Annotated in this window: 22 protein-coding genes and 1 riboswitch; of the genes, 12 read left to right on the top strand and 10 right to left on the bottom strand. The window is 75.8% G+C overall.

The genetic code is table 11. The annotated features are described in order from the left end of the window. Nucleotides 1-102: 102 nt before the first annotated feature. Complete coding sequence (locus Q0848_RS17175; RefSeq protein ID WP_299039742.1) at nucleotides 103-3,093, top strand: GH92 family glycosyl hydrolase; 2,991 nt, start codon at nucleotides 103-105, stop codon at nucleotides 3,091-3,093. A gap of 10 nt (nucleotides 3,094-3,103) precedes the next feature. Continuing rightward, the gene (locus Q0848_RS17170) at nucleotides 3,104-3,586 is read left to right on the top strand and encodes a hypothetical protein (RefSeq protein WP_299039740.1); all 483 of its coding nucleotides are present in this window, start codon (nucleotides 3,104-3,106) and stop codon (nucleotides 3,584-3,586) included. Nucleotides 3,587-3,656: 70 nt separating this feature from the next. Here the strand turns inward: Q0848_RS17170 and Q0848_RS17165 are convergent, their stop codons facing one another. From Q0848_RS17165 to Q0848_RS17155, 3 genes are all read right to left on the bottom strand, one after another. After that, entirely contained in the window at nucleotides 3,657-5,306 is a 1,650-nt protein-coding gene (locus Q0848_RS17165) for a peptide chain release factor 3 (RefSeq protein WP_299039738.1), read from the bottom strand. 91 nt (nucleotides 5,307-5,397) lie between these two features. Then, nucleotides 5,398-6,270, bottom strand: coding sequence for an LLM class flavin-dependent oxidoreductase (locus tag Q0848_RS17160; RefSeq protein WP_299039736.1), 873 nt, complete (start codon nucleotides 6,268-6,270; stop codon nucleotides 5,398-5,400). A gap of 9 nt (nucleotides 6,271-6,279) precedes the next feature. Further along, a complete protein-coding gene (locus Q0848_RS17155) occupies nucleotides 6,280-6,582 on the bottom strand; it encodes a DUF2530 domain-containing protein (RefSeq protein WP_299039733.1) in 303 nt (100 codons plus the stop codon). Between the two features lie 104 nt (nucleotides 6,583-6,686). Here Q0848_RS17155 and Q0848_RS17150 point away from each other — a divergent pair, with 104 nt between their 5' ends. The 4 genes from Q0848_RS17150 to Q0848_RS17135 all read left to right on the top strand — a co-directional run bounded on the left by Q0848_RS17150 (nucleotide 6,687) and on the right by Q0848_RS17135 (nucleotide 10,154). Beyond that, the gene (locus tag Q0848_RS17150) at nucleotides 6,687-7,238 is read left to right on the top strand and encodes a MarR family winged helix-turn-helix transcriptional regulator (protein WP_299039731.1); all 552 of its coding nucleotides are present in this window, start codon (nucleotides 6,687-6,689) and stop codon (nucleotides 7,236-7,238) included. After that, nucleotides 7,235-8,557 carry an MFS transporter gene (locus Q0848_RS17145; RefSeq protein WP_299039729.1) on the top strand — a complete coding sequence of 441 codons (1,323 nt, stop codon included), beginning with the start codon at nucleotides 7,235-7,237 and terminating at the stop codon, nucleotides 8,555-8,557. The genes Q0848_RS17150 and Q0848_RS17145 overlap by 4 nt, the downstream gene beginning before the upstream one ends. Nucleotides 8,558-8,668: 111 nt before the next feature. Next, nucleotides 8,669-8,962, top strand: a complete 294-nt coding sequence (locus Q0848_RS17140) for a hypothetical protein (RefSeq protein WP_299039727.1) — start codon at nucleotides 8,669-8,671, stop codon at nucleotides 8,960-8,962. 286 nt (nucleotides 8,963-9,248) lie between these two features. Then, nucleotides 9,249-10,154 (top strand): dienelactone hydrolase family protein, encoded by a 906-nt coding sequence (locus tag Q0848_RS17135; protein WP_299039725.1) that lies wholly within the window; start codon nucleotides 9,249-9,251, stop codon nucleotides 10,152-10,154. Nucleotides 10,155-10,240: 86 nt separating this feature from the next. Here Q0848_RS17135 and Q0848_RS17130 read toward each other — a convergent pair whose 3' ends face one another. The 4 genes from Q0848_RS17130 to Q0848_RS17115 all read right to left on the bottom strand — a co-directional run bounded on the left by Q0848_RS17130 (nucleotide 10,241) and on the right by Q0848_RS17115 (nucleotide 15,315). Continuing rightward, a complete protein-coding gene (locus Q0848_RS17130; protein WP_299039723.1) occupies nucleotides 10,241-12,001 on the bottom strand; it encodes an FAD-binding oxidoreductase in 1,761 nt (586 codons plus the stop codon). 5 nt (nucleotides 12,002-12,006) lie between these two features. Beyond that, complete coding sequence (locus tag Q0848_RS17125) at nucleotides 12,007-12,834, bottom strand: 1-acyl-sn-glycerol-3-phosphate acyltransferase (RefSeq protein ID WP_299039720.1); 828 nt, start codon at nucleotides 12,832-12,834, stop codon at nucleotides 12,007-12,009. Nucleotides 12,835-12,944: 110 nt separating this feature from the next. Then, nucleotides 12,945-14,123, bottom strand: coding sequence for a phosphoserine transaminase (serC, locus tag Q0848_RS17120; RefSeq protein ID WP_299039716.1), 1,179 nt, complete (start codon nucleotides 14,121-14,123; stop codon nucleotides 12,945-12,947). A 61-nt stretch (nucleotides 14,124-14,184) separates the two neighbouring features. After that, nucleotides 14,185-15,315 carry a citrate synthase gene (locus tag Q0848_RS17115; protein ID WP_299039715.1) on the bottom strand — a complete coding sequence of 377 codons (1,131 nt, stop codon included), beginning with the start codon at nucleotides 15,313-15,315 and terminating at the stop codon, nucleotides 14,185-14,187. A gap of 94 nt (nucleotides 15,316-15,409) precedes the next feature. On the opposite strand from Q0848_RS17115, the gene pdxH reads away from it, so the two are divergent. The 5 genes from pdxH (at nucleotide 15,410) to Q0848_RS17090 (ending at nucleotide 21,052) form a co-directional block, all read left to right on the top strand. Continuing rightward, a complete protein-coding gene (gene pdxH / locus Q0848_RS17110; RefSeq protein WP_299039713.1) occupies nucleotides 15,410-16,216 on the top strand; it encodes a pyridoxamine 5'-phosphate oxidase in 807 nt (268 codons plus the stop codon). 706 nt (nucleotides 16,217-16,922) lie between these two features. Further along, nucleotides 16,923-17,657, top strand: a complete 735-nt coding sequence (locus tag Q0848_RS17105; protein ID WP_299039711.1) for a metal-dependent transcriptional regulator — start codon at nucleotides 16,923-16,925, stop codon at nucleotides 17,655-17,657. Nucleotides 17,658-17,993: 336 nt separating this feature from the next. Further along, a riboswitch (cyclic di-AMP (ydaO/yuaA leader) is annotated at nucleotides 17,994-18,182 on the top strand. A gap of 5 nt (nucleotides 18,183-18,187) precedes the next feature. Continuing rightward, entirely contained in the window at nucleotides 18,188-19,240 is a 1,053-nt protein-coding gene (locus Q0848_RS17100) for a C40 family peptidase (RefSeq protein ID WP_299039710.1), read from the top strand. A gap of 520 nt (nucleotides 19,241-19,760) precedes the next feature. Then, nucleotides 19,761-20,261: an HNH endonuclease gene (locus Q0848_RS17095; RefSeq protein ID WP_299039709.1), complete on the top strand. Its 501-nt coding sequence runs from the start codon at nucleotides 19,761-19,763 to the stop codon at nucleotides 20,259-20,261. A gap of 149 nt (nucleotides 20,262-20,410) precedes the next feature. Continuing rightward, nucleotides 20,411-21,052, top strand: a complete 642-nt coding sequence (locus tag Q0848_RS17090; RefSeq protein ID WP_299039707.1) for a recombinase family protein — start codon at nucleotides 20,411-20,413, stop codon at nucleotides 21,050-21,052. A gap of 119 nt (nucleotides 21,053-21,171) precedes the next feature. Here the strand turns inward: Q0848_RS17090 and hemQ are convergent, their stop codons facing one another. The 3 genes from hemQ to Q0848_RS17075 all read right to left on the bottom strand — a co-directional run bounded on the left by hemQ (nucleotide 21,172) and on the right by Q0848_RS17075 (nucleotide 23,185). Next, nucleotides 21,172-21,822, bottom strand: a complete 651-nt coding sequence (gene hemQ, locus Q0848_RS17085; protein WP_366146666.1) for a hydrogen peroxide-dependent heme synthase — start codon at nucleotides 21,820-21,822, stop codon at nucleotides 21,172-21,174. An 86-nt stretch (nucleotides 21,823-21,908) separates the two neighbouring features. Further along, nucleotides 21,909-22,811: a sulfurtransferase gene (locus tag Q0848_RS17080; RefSeq protein ID WP_299039704.1), complete on the bottom strand. Its 903-nt coding sequence runs from the start codon at nucleotides 22,809-22,811 to the stop codon at nucleotides 21,909-21,911. A 104-nt stretch (nucleotides 22,812-22,915) separates the two neighbouring features. Beyond that, a complete protein-coding gene (locus Q0848_RS17075) occupies nucleotides 22,916-23,185 on the bottom strand; it encodes a hypothetical protein (protein WP_299039702.1) in 270 nt (89 codons plus the stop codon). A gap of 122 nt (nucleotides 23,186-23,307) precedes the next feature. On the opposite strand from Q0848_RS17075, the gene Q0848_RS17070 reads away from it, so the two are divergent. Further along, nucleotides 23,308-23,787, top strand: coding sequence for a MarR family transcriptional regulator (locus Q0848_RS17070; RefSeq protein ID WP_366146665.1), 480 nt, complete (start codon nucleotides 23,308-23,310; stop codon nucleotides 23,785-23,787). Nucleotides 23,788-23,962 lie beyond the last annotated feature (175 nt).

The following is a 23,962-nucleotide window of genomic DNA, read 5'->3' as shown; positions in this document are numbered from 1 at the left end:
GGTGATGACTCAGCACCGGATGGACTCGTCCCCTTCGCCCGTCGTCTACCGGTTCGGTGCTTCGCTGGCCCGGTCGCACTGGTCTGAGTCCCTGGAGAGCACGTGAGCGCTCGACGTCCGGTCCCCGCCCTGCTCGCCACCGCGGCGGCCCTCACGGCGACGGCGCTGCTGGTGCCGCTCGGCGTCGCCGCCCCCGCAGCGCGGGCCGCGGCTCCCGGCGCCCCCGCGGCGGCCCCGGTCGACGACGCCGTGCACGGCCTCGTGGGGGAGTACTTCACGTCCTCGGCGCCCGGGGCGCGCGACCTCGCGCAGCGGGGCGGCACCGTCCTGGACGACGCGATCGACTTCACGGACCTGCGCGACCGTTACGAGCGGGTGGCGGGGCGCGGGGAGCACGTGGCGGCGCGGTGGACCGGTCGGCTGAGCGCTCCCGCCACGGCGACCTACACCTTCTCGGCCACCGGGGACGACGGCTTCCGCGTCCTCGTCGACGGCGAGCCGGTGCTCGACCGCTGGGCCGACGAGGGGGAGGTCGAGCAGACCAGCGCCCCGGTGGAGCTCAGCGCCGACCGCGCCCACGACATCCGGGTCGAGCACGTCCAGGTCACCGGCGAGGCGGACCTGGTCCTGCGGTGGTCGAGCCCGCAGCTCGCGGAGCAGGTCGTGCCGTCGTCGGCGTTCTCGCCGCCGCCCGGCTACCTCGACGCGCCTCGCGGCACCAGCGTCACCGGGTACGTCGACCCCCTCATCGGCTCCGCCCGCGGGGGCAACACCTACCCGGGCGCCGTGCGGCCCTTCGGGATGCTGTCGTGGTCGCCCACCACCACCCGGGGCGACCAGACGACGACCGGCGGCAGCAACGGCTACGCCTACGACACCACCCGGCTGCGGGGGTTCTCGCTCACGCACGTCAACGGCGCGGGCTGCTACCCCGGGGCCTCCGGCGACGTCCCGGTGTTCCCGCACGTCGGGGAGGTGACGTCCTCGCCGAGCGCGGACACGACGGACGCGGTCTACGCCAGCGACTTCTCCCACGCCGACGAGGTCGCCGAGCCGGGTCGGTACGCCCTGGACCTGGCCAACGGCGTCTCGACGGACTTCGCCGCCACGACCCGCGCCGGCGTCGGCACCCTCGAGTTCCCGGAGGACCAGCCGGCGCGGCTGCTCTTCCGCACGTCGAACTCCCTGAACGGCAGCGAGGACGCGGACGTCCGCATCGACCCCGAGGCCCGGACCGTCTCTGGGTCGGTGCTCACCGGCGGCTTCTGCAGCCGGCGCGGCAACGGCGGCGGCAGCAACAAGTACTCCTACTACCGGCTGCACTTCACGGCGCACTTCGACCAGGACTTCACCACGACGGGCACCTGGGTCGACGGCGAGCTGCGCCCGGGGACGCTGGAGGCCAGCGGCGGCGAGACCTTCGAGACCGGTGCGGCGCGCGCGGGCCGCGGCTCCGGCGGGTACGTCGGCTTCGACCCCGCGCAGGGGCCGGTCACCATGCGGGTCGGGCTGTCCTACACCAGCGCCGAGGCGGCCGAGGAGAACCTCGCCGCCGAGCTGCGCCCCCGGGACACCGTCGAGCGCGTCGCCCGCTCGGGGGACCGGCTCTGGGACCGCCAGCTCAAGGGCGTCCAGGTCCGCGGCGGCACCCCCGAGGACCTGACGAAGCTCTACACGGCGCTGTACCACTCGTTCCTGCAGCCCAACGTGACCAGCGACGTCGCCGGCACCTACCCCGGCGGCGACCAGCAGGTGCACCGCGTGGTCGAGGGCCAGGAGGCCCAGTACGGCAACTTCTCCGGCTGGGACCAGTACCGCGCGCACACGCAGCTGCTGGCGCTGCTCGAGCCCGAGGTCGCCGGCGACTTCGCCCAGTCGCTGCTCAACCTCTCCGAGCAGAACGACGGCGTCTGGGACCGGTGGATCCACGTCAACGGCGCCACGAGGGTCATGACGGGGGACCCGAGCGCGCCCACGCTCGCCGGCATGCACGCCCTCGGCGTGGACGGCTTCGACGTCGAGGCCGCGTTCGACTCCCTCGTGCGCCAGGCGACCGTCCCCCGGCCCGAGGGGCTCTCGGACTACGGCTGCCCCGGGCAGTGCCACGGCATGCGCCCGAACCTCGCCGCCTACCTCGACCTGCACTACGCCCCGCAGGACGACTGCCACTGCTGGGGCGGGGCCGCGGAGACGCTCGAGGACGCCACCGCGGACTACGCCCTGGCGGACTGGGCGCGCCGGCTGGGACGCGACGACGTCGCCGAGACCTTCACCGACCGGGCCGGCTGGTGGCAGAACACCTTCAACCCCGAGGCCACCGCGGACGACGGCTACCAGCAGGCGCGCAACGCTGACGGCTCCTGGGTGGAGCCCTTCTCGCCCGGGACCGAGGTGGGCTTCGCCCAGGGCACCTCGGCGACCTACACGTGGATGGTCCAGCACGACGTCGCCCGGCTGGCGCAGCTCATGGGCGGTGAGGAGCGAGCCGTCGAGCGGCTCGACGACTTCTTCCACGACGACGACGGCTCGTGGGCGACCGGCGGGCCGGAGGGCTACGACCCCACGAACGAGCCCGGCATCCACGTCCCGTGGCTCTACAACGCCCTCGGGCAGCCGTGGAAGACGCAGGAGACGGTCCGCGCCTACCTGGACGAGGTCTACACGACCGGCCCCGGCGGGCTCCCCGGCAACGACGACCTCGGGACCATGTCCGCCTGGTACGTCTGGGGCGCGATCGGCCTGTACCCGCAGACGCCGAGCCGCGGCGAGATGCTGATCTCCAGCCCGACCTTCACCCAGGTCCGGATCCACCGCGACGGCGGCCCGACGACCACCATCACGGCGCCGCAGGCCTCCCGCGCCGACGTCCACGTCCGGGGCGTGCGGGTCGACGGCCGGCCGTGGAGCCGCTCGTGGCTGCCCGCCTCGGTCCTGCTCGAGGGCGGACACGTCCGCGTCGCCGTCGGCGAGGAGCCCGACCGGGCGTGGGGCACGGCGCCGGAGGACCGGCCCGTCGACCACGGGATGCCGGCCGAGGCGACCGGCCCCGTCGCGGCGCTGCAGGACGGGGCCGGGCCCGCGACCGCTCGCTAGGGTCCGGGCGATGGAGCGCTCACGTGTCCAGACCGTGCTGCGCAGCCCGGTGACGGCCGCGGTCGTCGGCGGCCTGGGCGGCCTGGTGCCCGTCGGGCGCGCGACGGGGGTGCTGAGGGCGGTGCTGGTCGGCGCTCCCGCGGCCCTCGTCGCGACGGCGGTCGCGGTCGGCCAGCGCCAGGGGCCCGACGAGCCCTCGCCGTCCGCTGCCGCCCCCGCGAGGTCGCCGCGGCCCGCCGATGCCGTGCTGCCCGCCGAGGCGGGGCTGCCCTCCGGCGCCGCTCTCCCCGCCGCGGCCGCCGTGCTCACCGCCGGCGTCCAGTGGTTGGCGCTCGCCCTCGACCGCGAGGCGGAGGCGTTCCTGCGCCGTCGCGGCGCCGCCCACCCGCGGCTCGTCATCGCCGCGGTCTCGGCGGTGCTGACCGTGCTGGCGGCGCGCGCGGACCCGCCCGGGGGGCGACGAGCGCCAGGCGACCTGCAGAAGTCCGGCTGACGCAGCGTCACCGCACGTCAGCCGCCTGCCGGGTGCGACGGCGATGACTTCTGCAGGTCGTCTCGCGCGCTCAGCCGGTGGTGTCGGCGACGAGCGGCTCGAGGACGACGTCCGGGAGCTCGCGGACGACGCCGTTCAGGCGCCAGACGTCGGTGAAGACGGCGAGCAGGTCGCCGTCGCGGCGCTCGAGCACCTCGGTGCCGCGCTGCTGGGTCAGCGCCTGCACGTGCTCGCGGGTCGTGCGGCGGGCGACGCTGTAGGAGAGCGACTCGGTCTTGATCGGGCAGCTGAAGTCGCCGGCCATGCGGTGGACGGCGACCTCGAGCTGCAGCGGGCCGACGGCGGCGAGCACGGGCGCCTGCTCGCCGCGCAGGTCCGAGCGCAGCACCTGGACGACGCCCTCGGCGTCGAGCTCGGCGATGCCCTTGTGGAACTGCTTGGAGCGCGACAGGTCGGCGGGCCGGGCGACGACGAAGTGCTCGGGCGCGAAGGAGGGGATGGGCGGGAACTCCACGGCGCCGCGCGCGTGCAGCGTGTCGCCGACCTCGATGCCGGCAGCGCCGACGAGACCGACGACGTCGCCCGGCCAGCTCTCCTCGATGCTCGTGCGGGTGGCGCCCTGCAGGTGCTGGGCGTGCTTGGTCGTCAGCGTGCGCCCCGTGCGCGCGACGGTCAGGGGCGTCCCGCGCTCGAAGTGGCCCGAGCACACGCGCACGAGCGCCACGCGGTCGCGGTGGGCGCGGTCGGTGCCCGACTGGATCTTGAAGACCTGCCCGGAGAAGCCGGTGTCCAGCGCCCGCGGCTCGCCCGCGACGTCCGGGCGCGGGCCGGGCGCCGGTGCGTGCTCCAGCAGCGCCTCCAGCAGGTGGTCGACGCCGAAGTTCAGGACGGCGGCCGCGAACAGCACCGGCGTCGTGCGGCCCGCGAGGAACGCCTCCTCGTCGTGCTCGCCGTTCTCGACGGCGAGCAGCTCGGCCTCCTCGACGGCGGTGGTCCAGGTCTCGCCCTCGCGCTCGTCGGCCTGCTCGGGGCTCAGGTGCTCCTGCACGGCGATCGTCGCGCCGCCGGGGGTGCGCGTGTAGGCGGTGTACCCGCCGGTGCGCCGGTCGACCACGCCGCGGAAGTCCCCGGCCACGCCCACGGGCCAGGTGAGCGGCGTCGGCGTCATGCCGGTGACCTCGGCGACCTCGTCCATGAGGTCGAGGGCCTCGCGCCCGGGGCGGTCCCACTTGTTGATGACGGTGAGGACGGGCAGGCCGCGGTGCTTGCAGACGTCGAAGAGCTTGCGCGTCTGGCGCTCCATGCCGCGGGCGGCGTCGACGAGCATGATCGCGCAGTCGACCGCCGCGAGGACGCGGTAGGTGTCCTCGGAGAAGTCGGCGTGGCCGGGGGTGTCGACGAGGTTGAGCACGTGGCCCTGGTGGTCCAGCTGCAGCACGGCCGAGGAGATCGAGATGCCGCGCTGCTGCTCCATCTCCTGCCAGTCCGAGACCACGCCCGCGCGCCCGGCCTTGCCCTTGACGTGACCGGCGCGGTTGACGGCGCCGGTGTGCAGGGCGAGCGCCTCGGTGAGCGTCGACTTGCCCGCGTCGGGGTGGCTGATGACGGCGAAGGTGCGCCGCGCCGCCGCGTGGCGGCTCGGGGCGTCGGAGGAGGGGGCGTCGGAGAGGGGGGCGGCCTCGGAGCCGGCTCCGGGAGCGGTGGGGGCGCTGCTGGTCATCACTGTCCTGTCGTGGTCGGTCGCCCCCATCCTCCCCGACGCGCGCGGCTGCCGCGTCGGGCGCGCCCGGCCCTCTCCGCCGCGCGGGGCCTCAGGCCAGCAGCGGGCGCACCTGGTCGCCGGCCCAGGCGGCGAAGCCCGCGGGGTCGGGCTCGTCCGCCGTCGGCTGCAGCACGACGACGTCGGCCCCGGCGTCGCCCAGGCGGCGCACGGCGTCGGCCACCTGCTCGGCGGAGCCGGCCGTGGCGACGTCCTCGGCGTCCGGGAGGTCCCACGCCGCGCGGCTGCCGGCGAGGCGCTCGGCCGCGCCGGGCCCCGTCGCGGCCAGGTGGTAGACGACGACCCGATGGTGGTCGTGCCGCCCGGCGGCCTCGCGCCCGGCGTCGACGCGCTCGCGCGCGCTGCGCAGGCGCTCCGGCGTCGTGCCGGCCACGAGGACGGTGCCGTCGGCGGCGCGCCCGCTCAGCTCCAGCGTCTTGGGCCCCTCGGCGCCGGCGAGCACGCGCACGGGCTCGGTCGGCGGCCAGTCCAGGCGGACCCCGTCGAGCTGCACGTAGCGGCCGGACGTCGTCACCTCCTCGCCGGCGAGGAGGCGGCGCAGGGCGACCAGGTGCTCCTCGAGCAGCGTCAGCGGCGAGGCGGCGCGGGCCCCGACCTGACCCATCCACGCCTGGACGCCGTGGCCCACCACGAGCTCGGCGCGGCCGGGGAAGGTGCGGTGCAGCACCGCCATCTCCATGGCGGCGAGGGCCGCGTTGCGCAGCGGCACCGGGAGCAGGCCGACGCCGACCCGCACCCGCTCCGTCCACGCGAGCGCCGCGGCGGCGGTGGAGACGCCGCCCTCGAAGAAGCAGTCCTCCCACAGCCACAGCTCGTCGAGCCCGGAGGCGTCGGCGGCCTGCGCCACCTCGCGCAGGCGCTCGGGCGGCAGCTGCGGCAGGAAGACGGCACCGAGGTCGGTCATGGCGCGACCCTAGGGCTGGGACCCGTCAGTGAGCCCCGAGCGCGCGGTGCGCCGCTCCCGGCGCCGGGCGGTGCGGTAGCGGATCTCGCGGCGCTGCAGGTGCACGAGGCCCACGAGGCCGAGGAGGACTCCCGCGACGCAGCACCACACCCACCAGCCGCGGTCGTCGGCGACCAGGGAGTCCCGCTCCACGAGCACGACGACGAGGGAGACCGCCCACACGAGCGTCCCGGCGAGCGCGGCCAGGCGGTCGTCGGTGCGCGGCGCGGGTGGCGTGGGTCGCTCCTCCATGGGCAGGCCGGCGAACTTCACGTCCGCACCGTAGTGCGCCCCCGGGCGCGTCCTCCAGGCCCGAGCAGGGGGAATGCCCCCGCCCCCGGATGTCGTTAGCCCGGGTAATGACGTACGTTCACGAGGTGCCGCAGCGCCTGCAGACCCGCGCCCCGGGCGAGGCCCCGCCCGCACCGGCTCCGTCCACCAGCGCCCCGGCGGGCACGGCTCCGGCGGGCGCCGTCCCGCCGTCCTCCCGGCGCCCGGGGGCGCCGGGCACCGGTCCCTCCGCCCTCGCCGCCGAGCTGCGCGTCGCGCTCATGCGCTCCGTGCGCCGCATCCGCGCCGAGCGGGCCGAGGACGCGCTGCCCGACAGCCAGTACTCGGTGCTCGCGCTGCTCGAGCGCCTGGAGCCGACGACGCCGGGAGCCCTCGCCGAGGCCGAGCACGTGCAGCCGCCGTCGATGACGCGCACGATCGCCGCGCTCGTCGAGGCCGGCGTCGTCGACCGCCGGCCGCACCCGCAGGACGGCCGCCAGGTCCTCGTCGAGACGACGCAGGCCGGGCGCGACCTGCTGCAGGCCACGCGCCGCCGCCGCGACCAGTGGCTCACGAGGCGCCTCGCGCAGCTGAGCCCGCACGAGCGCGCGGTCCTCGCCGAGGCCGCCGCCATCCTGCGCCGGGTGGTGGCGCCGTGAGCGCGACCTTCCGCTCCCTGTCCATCCCCAACTACCGCATCTGGTTCGGCGGCGCCCTCGTGAGCAACGTGGGCACGTGGATGCAGCGCGTCGCCCAGGACTGGCTCGTCCTGCAGGTCCTCACCGCCGGCTCGGGTGTCGCCGTCGGCATCACCACGGGGCTGCAGTTCCTGCCGATGCTGCTGCTCGGTCCCTACGCGGGCGTCGTGGCCGACCGCTTCGACAAGCGCAAGCTGCTCATGCTCACGCAGGGGCTCTCCGGCCTGTGGGGCCTCGTGCTCGGGCTGCTGGTCCTCACCGACCTCGCCCAGCTGTGGCACGTGTACGCCCTGGCGACCCTGCTGGGCATCACGACGGCCTTCGACGCGCCCGCGCGCCAGACCTTCGTCGCCGCGCTCGTGCCGGCGGACCACCTCGGCAACGCGGTGGGCCTCAACAGCGCGTCGTTCAACGGCGCCCGGCTCGTCGGCCCGGGCGTCGCGGGCCTGCTCATCGCGGCCTTCGGCACCGGCCCGGTCTTCCTCATCAACGCGGTGTCGTTCGCCGCCACGGTGGTGGCGCTGGCGCTGCTGCGGACCTCCGAGCTGCACCCCATGCCGCTCGCGGGCCGCGGCAAGGGCCAGATCCGGGAGGGGCTGCGCTACGTGCGCGGCCGGCCCGACCTCGTGCTGGTGCTCGTCGTCATGGGCACGGTGGGCGCGCTCGGCATGAACTACCAGCTGACCACGGGGCTGGTGGCCACCCAGGTCTTCGACAAGGGGGCCGCCGAGTACGGGATCCTCGGCTCCATCCTCGCCATCGGCTCGCTCTCCGGAGCGCTGCTCGCCGCGGGGCGGGCCCAGGTGCGGCTGCGGCTGGTGCTCGGGGCGGCCGGCGCCTTCGGCGTCGCGGCGATGGTGGCCGCCAGCATGCCGACGTACTGGTCCTTCGCCGTCTCGCTGATCCCCGTGGGGCTGACCGCGCTGACGCTCATGACGGCGGCCAACACGCTCGTGCAGACCACCACCGAGCCGGCGATGCGCGGGCGCGTCATGGCGCTCTACATGATGGTCTTCATGGGCGGGACGCCGATCGGCTCGCCCCTCCTCGGCTGGCTCGGCGACACCTTCGGCGCCCGCTGGACCATCTACGTCGGGGGCATCTCGGCGCTGCTGGTCACCGGCCTCGCCGTCCTGTGGGTCCTGCGCCACGACGACCTGAAGATCCGCTACCGCGTGCACGGCCACCCGCACCTGCAGGTGCTCCACCCCGACGACCGCCGCGCCGCCCGCGAGTCCCTCGACGCCGCCGGCGGGCGGGCCGCACGCCCCGCGGCCTGACGCCCCACTGCGACCCCGATCTGCGGCCATGCCAGGCCAGTGGAGCCCCCACACCTCGCGCCCGGGCACGTACGGTCGACCCGGACGTCGACGCCGACGGGGGAGAGCGCTGTGGTGGGCAGGGGACGGCGAGCAGTGGCCTGGCTCGGCCTGAGGGCCGACCCGGACGCGCAGCGGCGCGAGGGCCTCGTGCCGTCGTGGCACGGAGCGCCGCGGCGACGGCGCTGGGTCGCCGGGCTCGCGTGGCTGGCGGTCGGCGTGGTCCTGCACCAGCTCCTGTCGGCGCGCGTGCCGGAGCAGGACGGCTTCGGCGGCTTCCTGCCCCTGTGGGGTGCCGTCGTCGTGGCGTCCCTGGGCCTCGCCTGGACCGAGCGCGCCTCGCTGAGGGTCCCCTCGCGGCGCTGAGCCGTGCGTCCCGAGCGGCGGCACCGGTGGGCCGTGGTCTACGCGACGGGGAGCACCGTCGCGACGCTCGTGCTGCAGGACGGGTTCTCGCGGGACCCTGGCTCCTGCGGGTCGTCCTGACCGCAGCCGCCTTCTGCGCGGCCTTCCTCGTCTGGGAGCTGGCCCTGCTCCTGGTCGGCCGCTGGCTCCACCCGGCCGAGGACGACGACGGGCGCGGCTGAGGCGGGGCGGTCCGGCAGCGCGCTCCCGGGTCGCGATCGCCGGGTCCCCGCACGAGAGTGCCGGGATGACGACGACCTCGGTGCCCGGTCCCGGCGGCTCGACGATGCCGGCGTACCTCTCGACGCCCGTCGCGACGCAGCGCGACCCCGGGCCGTGGCCGGGCGTGGTCGTCGTCCACGACGCGTTCGGCATGTCCGACGACATGCGCGACCAGGCGGACTGGCTCGCCGCCGCCGGGCACGTGGCCCTGCTGCCCGACCTCTACAGCAGGGACGGGCGCACGCAGGGCTGGGGCCGCGTGCCGTGCGTCGCGCGCACGATGCAGCAGCTGGGCCGCGGCGAGGGGCCCGCCTTCGAGCGGCTCGAGTCGGCCCGCGCCGCGCTCGCCCAGCGGGACGACTGCACGGGGACCGTCGGCGTCATCGGCTTCTGCATGGGCGGCGGCTTCGCGCTGCTGCTCGCCGGTCGGCCCGGGTGGTCGGCTGCGTCGGTCAACTACGGGATCCTCCCGGACGACGACGCCGCGCTCGACGCGGCCGTCCAGGGCGCCTGCCCGGTCGTGGCCAGCTTCGGCGGCGCCGACCGCCTGCTGGCGGGCGCCGCCGCGCGGGTCGAGGGCGCCCTGTCGCGCGCCGGCGTCCCCCACGACGTCCGCGAGTACGACGGCGTCCAGCACGGGTTCATCACCCGCACCGCCGACACCTCGCCCCTGGTGCCCGTGATGCGCCGGGTGATGGGCGTCTCGCACGACCACGAGGCCTCGGCCGACGCGCGACGTCGCATCCTCGGCTTCTTCGACGAGCACCTGCGGGGCCGTGGCGTCGACGACGCCGACCAGGTGGTCGACCAGGTGGCGGGCAGCGCGTCGGCCCCGCTGACCGGTGCCGACGACGAGCCGGTCCCCTCGAGCAGCAGCGCTCCCGTCGGGTGGGTCGGCGCGGGCGGAGCGGTGACGACGCGCGTCGGCTGACCCGCCCCACCGGGGGGCTCGAGTCCTCGGTCGACGTCCCGGCGGGGCGTGCTCCCCCCGGTCGCGACCGGGGAGAGCGGGGCGCCTCAGTCGACGATCGCGCCCGGGTTCAGCTGCCGCTGCGGGTCCACCGCGGCGAAGAGCTCGCCGAGCATCGCGCGCCCCGCGGGGGAGATGTCCTGGGCCAGCCACTGCGCGTGCTCGGTGCCCACCGAGTGGTGGTGGGAGAGCGTGCCCTCGGAGTCCACGAACGCCTGCTGGATGGCGCCCTTGACGACGTCGTACTCCACGAGCGGGGTCTCGCTCGTCTGGGCGAAGGCGAAGGTGAAGTACAGGCACGCGCCGCCGTGGTAGCTGTGCGAGAGGTGGCACATGATCCAGCCCTTGACGCCGACGCGGGCGAAGGCGCGGTCGGCCTCCTCGCGCACGTGCCGGTACAGGGGCAGGAGCCCCGACCACGGCGCCGCGGTGTCCGAGACGTCGGCCAGCGCGCCGCGGTCGAGGATGTAGTCGCGGATGTAGGGCGTGTCGAACTTCTTCTGGTCGTACAGCGTCCCGGGGCCCTTGCCGACGACGATGCCGCCGTGGGCCTTGACGATGCCCTTGACGATCCCCTGGTTCGCCTTCACGAAGGAGGGGGCGCCCTCGTAGCCCACGAAGGACAGGCAGATCGAGTCCAGGTCCCAGCCGCGCCGCTTGAGCACCGTCTTCAGGCCCGAGCTGACGAGGTGCGAGACCCCGCGGCTGCGCTTGCCGGTGGCGAAGGAGAAGGCGGTCTCGTTCGGGTCGGAGACGCGCGTGAGCACCGTCGAGGCGTCGCTGGCGGAGATGTCGCGCATCGCGGCGATCCCGGCCTCGAAGGAGGGGAAGAAGTAGCCCAGGATCTGCCGCTGCTCGGGCAGGCGGTGCACCTGCACCCAGGCCTCGGTGATGACGCCGAGGCGCCCCTCGGAGCCGATGAGCATGTCGCGCACGCTCGGGCCGGTGGCCTCGCTGGGCACGTGGCGGGTGGCGACGACGCGACCGGGCTGCACGACGCGCAGGGCACGCGTGAGGTCGGCGATGTCGCCGTACTTGTCCGACTGCGCGCCGCTGGACCGCGTCGCGATCCATCCGCCGAGCGTGGAGTGGGTGAAGGAGTCCGGGACGTGGCCCATCGTCCAGCCGCGGGCGCCGAGCTGGTCCTCCAGGTCGGGCCCGAGGACGCCGGCCTGCACGCGCGCCAGGCGCGAGTGCTCGTCGACCTCCAGGACGCGGTTCATCCGGCCCAGGTCGAGGGAGACGACGGGGCGCTCCTCGCCGGCGTCCGGGTGCAGGCTCCCGGAGATGCTGCTGCCCCCGCCGAAGGGGATGAGCACGGCCCCGGCGCCGGCCACGGCGTCCACGACGGCGCGCACGGCGTCCTCGTCCCCGGGGTAGACGACGACGTCGGGGGTGCGGGGCAGGTCGCCGGCGCGCAGGCGCAGGAGGTCGCGCAGGCTCTTGCCGTAGGTGTGGACCACGCGCTCCATGGCGCCGGTCTGCACGTGGTCCGCGCCGGCGGCGGCGGCCAGGGCGTCGAGGAGCTCCTGCGGCGCGCGGCTGTCCGGGACGGGCAGCTGGTCGAAGTCGAGCGCGGCGCGGCCCGGGGTGTCGAGGTCGATGCCGACCCGATCGATGACGAAGGGCCGCAGCTTCGGCTTGTCGCGGTGGTCGAAGCTGACGCCCTCACGGCCCCAGCCCCACCACTTCATGTGCTGGACACCGGTGGCGCCGTCACCCTCGAGGCGGTCCTGCGCGGCCTGGTCGGTGCGCGGTGACGTCCCCGGTGCGTCGAAGGGGGTCTGCTGGGTCGCCGCGTCGTCCATGGGGCTCATGATGCCTGCGCGTCGGGACCGCTCCGGTCGCGGTCCCCGTCCGGCGGCGGCGCGCTGCCGTCCGGGGTGCCCCCGCCGTCCGGCTGCGCGTCCGCGGGGCGCCCGTCGCGGGGGCGCTCGGTCTCCAGGACCGACACGACGCCGGGGCCGCCCTCGCCCTCGCCGTCGGCCTCGTCCTCGCCGCGCACGAGGCGCTCGACCGCGAGCGCGACCCGCTGGGTGAGGGCGCGGGCGTTCTCGCCGTCGCGCGGGTGCAGCGGGTCCCCGATGACGACCCGCACCGGGGGCCGACCGGGCAGCGGCCAGCTGCGGCCCCGCGGCATGGCGTCGTAGGCGCCGACGAGCCCCACGGGGACGACGGGGACGCCGCGGGTGACGGCCAGCGCCGCGGCGCCCACCTTGAACGGCGCCATCGACCCGTCGCGCGAGCGCGTGCCCTCGGGGAAGAGCAGCAGCGGCACGCCCTCGTCGAGGAGCTGCGCGGCGAGCCCGCGGTAGCTGCCGCGGGTGCCGCTGCGGTCGACGGGGAAGGCGTTGAAGACCAGCCCCGTCAGGCGCGCGCGCCAGCGGGCGTCGAAGAAGTAGTCCGCCGCCGCGGCGACGGCGAGGTGGTGGCTCAGCCGCGGGGGCAGCGCCCCGAGCACGAGCGGCGCGTCGAGGTGGCTGGAGTGGTTGGCGACGACGACGAAGGGCGGCTCCAGGTCGCGGACGCGCTCGGTGCCCTCGATGTCGACCGAGACGACGCCGCGCACGAGAGGCCGGAGGACCAGGCGCTGCAGGACGAAGCGGGCGCCGTCCACCGCCCACGCTGCGGTGCGTGACATGGCGGGCAGCCTACGGACAGCGTCCCGCGACGCGGGCTGTCGACGGGCCGCGGCGCGGGCGCGCGCCGCGCCGCCCGGGGCGACGCCGTGCCGGCCGCCGAGGGGGCCTCTCACGAGAGCCGCTCCACGACCCAGTCGACGCAGGCGGTCAGCGCCTGGACGTCGGCGGGGTCGACCGCGGGGAACATGCCGACGCGCAGCTGGTCGGGCCCCAGCGCGCGGTAGGGGTCGACGTCGACGACGCCGCTGGCGCGCAGGACGGCCCGCACGGCGGTGGCGTCGACGGGCGGCAGCAGGTCCACGGTGCCCACGACGGGGGAGCGGTGCGCCGGGTCGGGGACGAAGGGCCGGGCCCACTCGCGCTCGTCCGCCCACGCGTACAGGTGCCCGCTGGAGGCGGCGGTGCGCTCGGCGGCCCAGGCGAGCCCGCCCTGGGCGAGCAGCCACTCCAGCTGGTCCACGAGCAGCGCGAGCGTGATCACGGCCGGGGTGTTGAGCGTCTGGTCCTGGCGGCTGCTCGCGACGGCGAGCGGGAGGGAGAGCGAGGACGGCGTCCAGCGCCCCAGCGCGGCCACCTCCTCGGCCCGCGCCAGCGCGGCGGGCGAGCACACGGCCAGCCACAGCCCGCCGTCGGAGGCCAGGGCCTTCTGCGGGGCGAGGTAGTAGACGTCGGTCTCGGCCAGGTCGACCGGCACACCGCCCGCCGCCGAGGTGGCGTCGACGACGACGAGCGCGTCGCCGGCGCCCTCCGGCCGGCGCACGGGGGCGAGCACGCCGGTCGAGGTCTCGTTGTGGGCGAACGCGTGGACGTCGACGCCCTCGCGGGCCCGCGGGAGCGCCAGCGAGCCGTTCGGCGCGCGGACGACGTCCGGCTCGGCGAGGAAGGGCGCCGCGGCCAGCGCGGCGGCGAACTTGGCGGTGAACTCGCCGTAGACGCACGCCTGCGCGCGCTCGCGCACGAGCCCGACCGTCGCGACGTCCCAGAAGAGCGTCGACCCGCCGTTGCCCAGGACGACCTCGTAGCCGTCCGGTGCGCCCAGCAGGGCGGCGAGGCCCTCGCGGGTGCGCCGCACGAGGTCCTTGACCGGCGCCTGGCGGTGGGAGGTGCCGATGACCGACGTCGCCAGGCCCGACAGCGCGTCGACCTGCGCCGGGCGCACGCGGCTCGGGCCCGACCCGAAGCGGCCGTCGGCGGGCAGCAGCCCCGCGGGCACGCGCAGGTCGGGCACGCGCAGGTCGGGCACCGCCGCCGCGGGCGGTGCGGTCGCTGCGGTCCCGGCGAGGCTCATCACGACCCCCATCCTCTCGCAGGCGCGGGCGCGCGCCGGACGGCGCGCGGGGCGTCCGGCGTCACCGCGCCCGGTCGTCGGCGTGCTGCTCGACGACGTGCGCGGACCACCCGGCCGTCCGCGCGCACAGGACGAGCGGGGTGAGCATCGACGCGGGGACGCCCGCGCCGTCGAGCAGCACGGCCGCCCACAGGGCCGCGTTGGCCGAGGGGTGCCGGCCCTCGTCGTCGGGGCTCGTGCGCTCGGCCAGGGCGGCCTCGCCGGCCTCCTCGAGCGCGAGGGCGCTGGGCAGGCGCGCCGGGGCGAGCGCGCGGACGGCGTCGCGCAGCAGCGGGACGCGCGGGTCGGGCCCGCTGCGCCCGTGGAGGCCGAAGCCCATGAGGCGGTGCCCCGCGTCGAGCACCGAGGCGACGACGCGGTCGGCGTCACCGCTGCGGTCCACGGCGTCGAGCACGTGCAGCACCCGGGGGAGGGAGCCGGCGCACAGGGGGCCGCTCATCGTCCCCACCGCGGCGGACAGGCACGCGGCGGCGTCGGCCCCGCTGGCGGCGGCGATGCGGGCGGTCAGCGTGGCCGGCGTCAGGCCGTCCTCGGCGAGCACCGTCCAGCCCGCGTCGAGGGCGCGCGCGTGGTCGGGGTCGACGTCGCCGCGCCAGCGCAGGAGGAACCGCTCCGCCGTCGTGGCCCCCTGCTCCACCCGGCGCTGCGGGACCATCGGGGCGTCCGGGCCGCGGGCGGACTGGGCGATGAAGCTCAGGGCGAGGACGCTCGCCCGGGCGACGTCCTCCCGCGCCCGCTCGGGCGTCGTGTCGCGCAGCGGCGCCAGGCCCCAGACGGGCGCCAGCTGGGCCAGCGCGCTCTGGACGTCGACGCGGACGTCGCCGGTGCGCACCGGCAGCGGGAAGGGCTCCGCGGGCGGCAGCGGGCCGACGCCGCCGCGCGCCGGCGGGGCGCCGTCGACCAGCAGGCCCCACACCTCCTCGAACGGGACGCGCCCCGCGAGGTCGGCGACGTCGCGACCGCGGTAGCGCAGGACGCCGGGGCCCGTCTCGCTGACGCGGGTGCCGCCGGCGACCCTCGCGACCACCGCCGCCTCGCGGGCCAGGCCGGCGCGGCCGTCCTGCCGCGTCGTCCCGCTGTCGTGCTGGCCCCCGCGACCCTCCGCGGGCGCGCGGCCGTCGTCGTCGTGCACGGACCCTCCCCCTTGTCACCGGCGCCGACCCCTCGGTCTGGAGGTGGTGCCGCCCGCGGCGCACCGTCGCGGCCGCGGGCCTACTCTGCCCGGCGTGGTCGGTGGGCTGGGCAGCGGTGGGGGTGATCGGGCGCCGGGCGACGGCGCACCGGTCGCGGACGGCGGCGCCCGGCAGCCCGCGGGAGGCGCTCCGGAGCACGGTCCCGCGCGGCCGCCGGTGGTCGACCCGTCGGCGCGGGTGGCCTACACCGGTGCCGGCCTCGACGACGACGCCCCGCTGTGGCGGGCGGACCCGCCGGTGCCCCCGCTGGAGCTGCTGGAGCGCTGGTACGCCGAGGCGGCCGCCGACGAGCGGGTCGTCGAGCCGGGCGCCGTCGTGCTGGCGACGGTGGACCCCGAGGGGGTGCCGGACGCGCGGACGGTCCTGCTCAAGGGCCTCGACGGCCGCGGCGCCGTCGTCTACACGAACCTGGCCTCGGCCAAGGGCCGGCAGCTGGAGGCCCGCCCCCGGGCGGCGCTCGTCCTGCCGTGGCACGCGATGTCGCGCCAGGTGCGCCTGCGGGGCGCCGTCGAGCGCCTGACCCGCGAGGAGTCGGCGGCCTACTTCGCCCAGCGGCCGCGGGGCTCGCAGGTGGCGGCGTGGGCGTCCGCGCAGTCCGAGCGCGTGGCCAGCCGCGCGGCGATGGAGCAGCGCGTGGCCGAGCTGGAGGAGCGCTTCGCCGGGGGGGACGTGCCGCTGCCGCCGTCGTGGGGCGGGGTCCGGGTGCTCCCGACGTCCGTCGAGCTCTGGGCCGGCCGCGCCTCGCGCCTGCACGACCGCGCCGCGTGGACCTCGCGCACGGGGGAGCCCGCGCGTCTCGACGACGCCGGTGGCTGGGAGCTCGCCCGCCTGCAGCCCTGAGCCGCCGCGCCTCTGCCGTGAAGCAGGCGTCTGCTTCGCCGCGAGGGGCGTCCAGGTGGTGAAGGAGGCGTCTGCTTCGCGGTGTGGCGCCTCCGCGTGGTGAAGGAGGCGTCTGCTTCGCGGGTGGGGCGCGCGCCGGGGGCCGGGCGCGGAACAGCCCCCGGGGCCGACGTCGGCGGCGGGCCGTCGACGTCGCGCCGTGCTGGACGGGCACGGCACCCGGGGGCTGCGGTGGCTGCCTGGATCTCGCCGGTCGCCTCTGTCGGGCCGGGGACTGTTCCCCGGTCGGCGGCCGGACTCGACTGCTGGGCAGCGTCGTCCGATGTGCTCGGGCGGCTAGCGGGCAGCCACCTCACGCGTCCTGTTGTCAACCACTGGTAGGACCACCTCCTCTCTCGTGTCCGCGCACCGTACGACGGCCTCCGCGGTCCGCGCCAGAGGTTTCCCCGACGTCGTGCAGGAGGCCGCGGGCGCCTCGGCGGCGAGGCGCGGCGGGGTCCGGACGAGCGCGCGGGCGGCCGGGGGCGGACGGGCGTCGGGGGGCGCCGGGGCGGGCCGCGCCACTCTAGGATCGTTCCAGACAGCCCGACGTCGCACCGGCGCGCCGAGCCCGAGGAGGGCCCAGGTCCGCACCGGTGCGGGGCGGGTGACAGGCGCGGCGCGAGAGCACGGGCGCGGGCGAGGACGACGACACGGAGGGCACCGCGTGAGCGACCTCATCGACACCACCGAGATGTACCTGCGCACGATCTTCGAGCTCGAGGAGGAGGGCATCGTCCCCCTGCGGGCGCGCATCGCCGAGCGGCTCTCCCAGAGCGGCCCGACGGTCTCCCAGACGGTGGCCCGCATGGAGCGCGACGGCCTCGTCGTCGTCAGCGGGGACCGCCACCTGGAGCTGACCGACCACGGGCGCACGCTCGCCACCCGGGTCATGCGCAAGCACCGCATCGCCGAGCGCCTGCTCACCGACGTCATCGGCCTGGACTGGGAGTACGTCCACGAGGAGGCGTGCCGCTGGGAGCACGTCATGAGCGACCGCGTCGAGAAGCGGCTCGTGGAGCTGCTGGACCACCCGACGGAGTCGCCCTACGGCAACCCCATCCCGGGGCTCGGCGAGCTCGAGGGCGGTGAGCCCGACGCGGCGCGCGCCGCCACGACGTCCTTCCTCGAGGGCGTGGTGTCCCTCGTCCAGGCCAGCGAGTCCGGGAGCGGCTCCTTCGTCGTCCGACGGCTCGGCGAGCCGGTCCAGTACGACCACGTGGTGATGGCGCAGCTGGCCGCGGCGTCGGTGCGCCCGGGCAGCGCCGTGACGCTGGAGCGCCGCCCGTCCGCGCGCCGCGGCTCCGAGGGCTCGGTCGTCGTCGCCGTCGAGGGCGCCGAGGTCGGTCTCGAGCTGCTGGACTCCGTCGCCTCCCACGTGTTCGTGGCGCCCGCGGTCTGAGGAGCGGCTCGGGCGGGACGACAGGGGCTCCCGGCCCCTGACCATCTCTCGGCCGGGTCGTGGGGGCGCAGTCGACGACGCGCCTCCGAGCGGCGGATGACGACCGCTCGGGGGTCGGCGCTCGCGCACGTCCGCCCGTCGGTAGCGGGGCCGGGTACCCCTCCGGTGGGCGACGGCGGTTTACCTCACCCTGCGTGATGTCGACCACGGCATGTCGCCGACGCCACGCCGCGCCGTTACCGGGATGTGACGCGGCGGGTGTCCGTGGGTTACGTTCCCGCCGCTGCCCGGGGACCCGGGCGCGCCTGCCCCGGAGCGCCGAGCCCTGCCGCCGGGTCGCAGGTCCCACCGAGCTCGACGAGGCAGGGGCGGGGGACCCACTTCCGGTCCCGCGACATCGGTCCGACCGCGAGGTCGGGCCCTCGCGGGTCCTCGGGGTGAAGCCGGTCTCTCCCGTGGAGAGACGGCCGGGTGGCTCCCACCCGAACCCGACAGCTCACCTCGTAGGCGACTGGGAGAGGCCACACCCCGTGCCCCTGCACGCCCCCTCGCACGCCCCTGCGCCCGTCGCCGGACGCCACCGCGCCCGGCACGCCGCTCCTGGGCCGGTCAGCACGCCCCTCAGCGGGCTCACCGAGGCCGTCGCCGCCCGCGCCGGGGGCGTCGCCCGCCGCGGCGCCGTCGTCGTCGCCTCGACCGGTCTGGTCATGACCCTGGGCGTCACGACCTCCAGCGCCGAGCCCCTCGTCGAGGAGCCGCGCCCCCAGCCCGCCCTCACCGCGCCGGCCGAGCGCGTCGAGGCCCCGCAGGCCGCCGTCGCCGAGCCCGCCGTCACCGAGGCGCTCGTCGTCGCGGCCGACGTGCCCGTGACCTTCGCGCGCAGCGCGGCGCCCGGCGTCACGGCGCCGCCGCCCCCGCCGCCGCCCCCCGCGCCGGTCGTGGAGGAGCCGGTCGAGGCGGACTCCGCCGACGAGGACCGGTCCGACGAGAGCTCGTCCGACGAGTCCTCCTCCTCGGACGGGAGCTCGTCCGAGGCAGGGGAGTCCGGCGCCGAGGGCTCCGACGAGACGGCGTCCTCGGAGCGCGAGGAGACCCGGGCCGTCTCCCGGGACTCCGAGCGCGGCTCGTCGTCCGACGACTCCGACGAGTCGTCCTCGGAGGGCTCGTCCTCGGGCGGCTCCTCCGAGGAGTCCTCGTCGCAGGAGAGCTCGTCCAGCGACTCGGCCGGCAGCTCGGCGTCCTCGAGCGCGGGCGGCTCCGTCCTCGACATCGCCGCGCAGTACGTCGGGACGCCCTACTCCTACGGCGGCACGTCGCCGTCCGGCTTCGACTGCTCGGGCTTCACCCAGTACGTCTTCGCGCAGGCGGGCGTCTCGCTGCCCCGCACCGCCGCCGCCCAGGGCGCCGCGGGCACCCGCGTCTCCCGCTCGGAGGCGCGCCCCGGTGACCTCGCGGTCGTCTCGGACGGCTCGCACATCGGCATCTACGCCGGCGGCAACCAGTGGTACGACTCGCCCCGCCCGGGCAAGTCGGTGTCCCTGCGCGACATGTGGACCTCGGACGTCTACTTCGTCCGCTACTGAGGACGCCCGCTGCTGAGCCCGCCTCCTGAGCCGGCTCTCGAGCAGCTCGCCGCGACGGCCCGCCACCCCGCACGGGGTGGCGGGCCGTCGTCGTCCGCGGGTCGCGACGGACGACGCGGAGGGCGTCCGGGCGGTGGAGCGGCGATGACGGGCGGACGGCGGGCGCAGGACGTCCTCCCAACCCCCGTGACGGGAGGGCCCTGGAGTCGTACCGTGACGGCGTCGGCGGCGGACCTCCGCGGCCGGCCCCGTCGAGGAGGTCTCGTGGCGGCAGCACCGGCGCGTCCAGCCCGCTCCAGGGCCGGGTCGCGCCGCGGTGCCCCCGCCAGGTGCTCGACGGGGGCGCTCAGCTGCCCGTGGCCACCCGGCTGCGCGTCAGCCCCGCACTCCCCGCACCCCACGGCGTCGACCACTGCTGGTCGGCGCCGTCGTGCGTCCTCCCCTCCGCGCGCACTCCAGCCGCGGAGCGAGCGCTCGTGTCCCGGTGCGCGGCGCCGGGCGCGGGCAGATCGGGGTCGTCATGCGCACTCTCGTCCTCAACGCCGGCTACGAGCCGCTCGGCGTCGTCTCCTTCAAGCGGGCCGTCGTGCTCGTCCTCGCGGGCAAGGCGGTCGTGCTGGCCGCTGACGAGGTCCCCGTCGTCGCGGCGACCCTGAGCCTGCCGAGGCCCTCGGTCATCATCCTGACGCGCTACGTGCGGGTGCCCCACCTCCGGCGCGTCGCCGTCTCCCGGCGGGGGGTGCTGCGCCGCGACGGCGGCCGGTGCGCGTACTGCCGCCGGTCGGCGACGACCGTGGACCACGTGCTGCCGCGCAGCCGCGGCGGGCGGGACACCTGGGAGAACCTCGTCGCCTGCTGCCTGCGCTGCAACGGCCTCAAGGGCAGCAGGACGCCGGAGGAGATGGGCTGGGCGCTGCGGACCCGTCCCGTCGCGCCCGTCGGCCCGGCGTGGGTCCTCACGGGCGTCGAGAGCCGCCCGGGCTGGTCGGACTACCTGCCCGTCGCCGCCGAGGTGGCGTAGCCGGACAGTCCCACTTCCTTGGAAGTGGGACGGCCTGCCGAGGGGCCGCCCTGCAGTCGCTGGAGAGGCCGTAAGGCGTCCCAAAAGCCAGCCCCACAACACCGTCCCGCATCGACCGTACGGCGCTGACCTCCGGTACGGTCGGGGGCGTGGACATCGGGTACGCGCGGGTCTCGACGGCCAAGCAGGACCTCGAGCGCCAGGTCGAGGCTCTTGTCGAGGCCGGCGTCGCGCGGGAGCGGATCTACCTCGACAAGAAGTCCGGGGCCACCACTGACCGGCCCGGGCTGCGCGCCGCGCTGGCCTACGCCCGCCCCGGCGACGTGATCGTCGTCCACACCCTGGACCGGCTCGGGCGCACCGTCCGCGACACCTTGAACCTGATCCACGAGCTCACCGACGCCGGCGTCGGCGTGCGCAACCTCGCCGACCCGATCCGGGTGGACTCCTCGCGTCCCGAGGACCCGATGGCGCAGCTGGCCGTGGTGCTGCTCGCGCTTTTCGCGCAGATGGAACGGACCTACACCGTGGAGCGCGCCGCGCACGCCCGCTCGGTCGCCGCGGCCAAGGGCCGCCGGATCGGGCGGCCCACCGTGGTCGACCCCGACAAGTTGGCCTACGCGGTCCACCTGCGTGAGGGCGGGCACACCATCGCCGACATCGTCGCCAAGACCGGCATCGCCCGCACCAGCCTGTACCGGCACCTGCCACCCCGGCCGTCCGAGCAGATCACCGCCGGACCTCGGCCGGACGCAGGCGGTCCTGAGGGAGGTGTTCAGGCGACGTCGTGACTGCTCGCCTCTGCCCCCTGCTGGACGCCCACGTGCAGCCCCGTCCCCGCTCGGCGCCTTCGGGGCGCGCATCGTGATGAGGCCGGAGCCGAGCTCGGCGACTATCGCCCATGGGGTCCTCAGGGCAGGCGGGCGACGACCTGCTCGGGGCTCACGCGGGGGCCGGTGAAGAAGGGCAGCTCCTCGCGCACGTGGCGGCGGGCCTCGGTGGCGCGCAGCTCGCGCATGAGGTCGACGATGCGGTGCAGCTCGTCGGCCTCGAAGGCCAGGAGCCACTCGTAGTCCCCGAGGGCGAAGGCGCTCACGGTGTTGGCGCGCACGTCCGGGAACGGCATGGCGGCCATGCCGTGGTCGCGCAGCATCTTCTTGCGGTCGGCGTCGTCGAGCAGGTACCAGTCGTAGGAGCGCACGAACGGGTAGACGCAGAGGTAGCCGCGGGGCTCCTCCCCGGCCATGAAGGCCGGGACGTGGCCCTTGTTGAACTCGGCCGGCCGGTGGATCCCCGTGGAGGACCACACGGGCTCCAGCACCTGACCCACGGCCGAGCGGCGCAGCCGGTGGTAGGCCGCCTGCAGCGCCTCCACCGTCGGCGCGTGCCACCAGACCATGAGGTCGGAGTCGGCCCGCAGGCCGCTGACGTCGTAGAGGCCGCGCACGACGACGTCCTCGTCGGCGGCGAGCAGCTGCTCGAGCTCCTGCGTCGCGGCGTCGCGCTCGTCGTCGGGCAGGTGGTCCACGGCGCGGAAGACCGACCACATCGTGTAGCGGATCGTCGCGTTGACCTCCGCCGACGACGGGGGCGTCTCGGGGGCCGACGCGGGGGGTGTCGGGGTGGCCTGGCCGGTGCTCGTCTCGCTCACGCGCCCACCGCGGGGGTGCCCGGGTCCTGTCCGACGGCGATGGGCGCCCGGACGGCGTTGCCCCACTCGACCCAGGAGCCGTCGTAGTTGCGCACGTCGGGGAAGCCGAGCAGGTGGTGGAGCACGAACCAGGTGTGGCTGGAGCGTTCCCCGATGCGGCAATAGGCGATGACCGGCTCCTGGGGGGTCAGGTCCTTCTCGCCCTGGTAGATCGCCTCAAGCTCGGCGCGGGGCTTGAAGGTGCCGTCCTCGGCGGCCGCGCGGGCCCACGGGACTGACTGGGCGCCGGGGATGTGCCCGCCGCGCAGGCTGCCCTCCTCGGGGTAGGCCGGCATCGTGGTGCGGGCGCCGGTGTACTCCTCGGGGGAGCGGACGTCCAGAAGCTGGCCGCCGAGGAAGGTCAGCACGTCGTCCTTGAAGGCGCGGATCGCGGAGTCGTCGCGCTCGATGACGGGGTAGTCCGCGGGGGTGGGCTGCGGCGTCTGGGTGGTGTAGTCGTGGCCTGCTGCCTCCCAGGCGGTGCGCCCGCCGTCCAGCAGCCGGACGTCTGCGTGGCCGAACAGGGTGAACACCCACAGGGCGTAGGCGGCCCACCAGTTGTTCTTGTCGCCGTAGATCACGATGGTCGTGTCGCGGCTGATGCCCTTGCTGGCCATCACGGCGGCGAAGGCCTCGCCGTCGATGTGGTCGCGGGTGACGGGGTCGTTGAGGTCGGTGTGCCAGTCGACCTTGACGGCGCCGGGGATGTGGCCGGTCTCGTAGAGCAGGACGTCCTCGTCGCTTTCGACGACGACCAGGCCCGGCTCGCCCAGGTGGTCGATCAGCCAGTCGGTGCTGACCAGACGTTCGGGGTGGGCGTACTCGGCGAACTTGGGGTGGGCGTCTCGGGGCAGCGTCACGAAGTCTCCATCGGGTCGGTGCGGGGGACCGACCCGGGCGCGTGCTGAGGACTCCTCAGGCGCCCGCGGGACGGGTGGTCCGGGGGTGGGTGGTCGGTGGTGCTCTACCGGCGCGGTCGGTCGGTGGGCTCGCCGTCGCCCTCGCCAGATCGGGCGCCGTCCTGGGGCGCCGGGGGCTGTGCGGCCGGGCGGGCCACGAGGTAGTTACGCCCGTTGCGGTCGCGGCGAACCTCGAAGTCACCGTTGATGCCCTGCAGGCGCTTGGCCGCGTGCGGATCCAGCTGGCTGGCGGAGTCGACCTCCGCGGGCCCGTAGATCCGCTTGAACGTGGCCTCCAGCCGCGCCAGCCACGACTGCTCGTTCGACTTCGCCATCCCTGCTCCTCAAGCCTTCGTGGACCGTGCGGCGCCGCGCACAGCGCGCAGATAAACGGTGCACGGTTCAGTTGCGTACAACCGAACGGTACACGACTGTCCCGTACGCTCTCGGTGTGACCATCGAGGCGAGGCCCACACCGGCGGCCCAGGAGGCGGTGCCGAGCGAGGACCCGCTGGCCCTGGACCGGCAGGTCTGCTTCGCCCTGGCGGTGGCCTCGCGCAACGTGATCGGCCTGTACCGACCGGCGCTGGAACCGCTGGGGCTGACCCATCCGCAGTACCTGGTGATGCTGGCGCTGTGGCAGCACGGAGGGCTGTCGGTCAAGGAGCTCGGGCGGCTGCTCCAGCTGGACTCCGGGACGCTGTCGCCGCTGGTCAAGAGACTGACCGTCTCGGGGCTGGTGACCAAGGAGCGCAGCCAGGACGACGAGCGGTCGGTGGTCGTGAGCCTGAGCCCGGCAGGACGAGCGTTGCGCCAGCGCGCCGAGGCCGTCCCTCACGAGGTGGTGGCCCGCCTCGGCCTGAGCCAGGACCAGCTCATCACCCTGCACCAGGCCCTCGTCCCGGTCCTGCGAGCCGTCGAGCACGCGACACCCTGACGTCAGCTCTGAGGGCTCGAGCTGGCCCGCGCAGCTCTCGACTCCGGCAGCCCGAGCGGCCCTTGTGGGGATCCTCCTACTGGAGTGTCCCTGGCCTAATCCGATGGTTTTTGGAGCACTCGGCTAGAGAGGCTTCGGCGGGTGCGTCAAAAACGCGTCCTTCAGAACCGAGTGC

Origin of the sequence: uncultured Pseudokineococcus sp. (genome assembly GCF_947495735.1) — a bacterium.
Taxonomy (GTDB): domain Bacteria; phylum Actinomycetota; class Actinomycetes; order Actinomycetales; family Quadrisphaeraceae; genus Pseudokineococcus.
This window is presented reverse-complemented; position numbering and strand designations above follow the sequence as displayed.

Coding starts and splice junctions, on each gene's coding strand:
- Q0848_RS17170 (WP_299039740.1), top strand. CDS start 3,104: ATGGAGCGCTCACGTGTCCAGACCGTGCTGCGCAGCCCGGTGACGGCC.
- Q0848_RS17165 (WP_299039738.1), bottom strand. CDS start 5,306: ATGACCAGCAGCGCCCCCACCGCTCCCGGAGCCGGCTCCGAGGCCGCC.
- Q0848_RS17160 (WP_299039736.1), bottom strand. CDS start 6,270: ATGACCGACCTCGGTGCCGTCTTCCTGCCGCAGCTGCCGCCCGAGCGC.
- Q0848_RS17135 (WP_299039725.1), top strand. CDS start 9,249: ATGACGACGACCTCGGTGCCCGGTCCCGGCGGCTCGACGATGCCGGCG.
- Q0848_RS17130 (WP_299039723.1), bottom strand. CDS start 12,001: ATGGACGACGCGGCGACCCAGCAGACCCCCTTCGACGCACCGGGGACG.
- Q0848_RS17125 (WP_299039720.1), bottom strand. CDS start 12,834: ATGTCACGCACCGCAGCGTGGGCGGTGGACGGCGCCCGCTTCGTCCTG.
- serC (WP_299039716.1), bottom strand. CDS start 14,123: ATGAGCCTCGCCGGGACCGCAGCGACCGCACCGCCCGCGGCGGCGGTG.
- Q0848_RS17095 (WP_299039709.1), top strand. CDS start 19,761: ATGCGCACTCTCGTCCTCAACGCCGGCTACGAGCCGCTCGGCGTCGTC.
- Q0848_RS17075 (WP_299039702.1), bottom strand. CDS start 23,185: ATGGCGAAGTCGAACGAGCAGTCGTGGCTGGCGCGGCTGGAGGCCACG.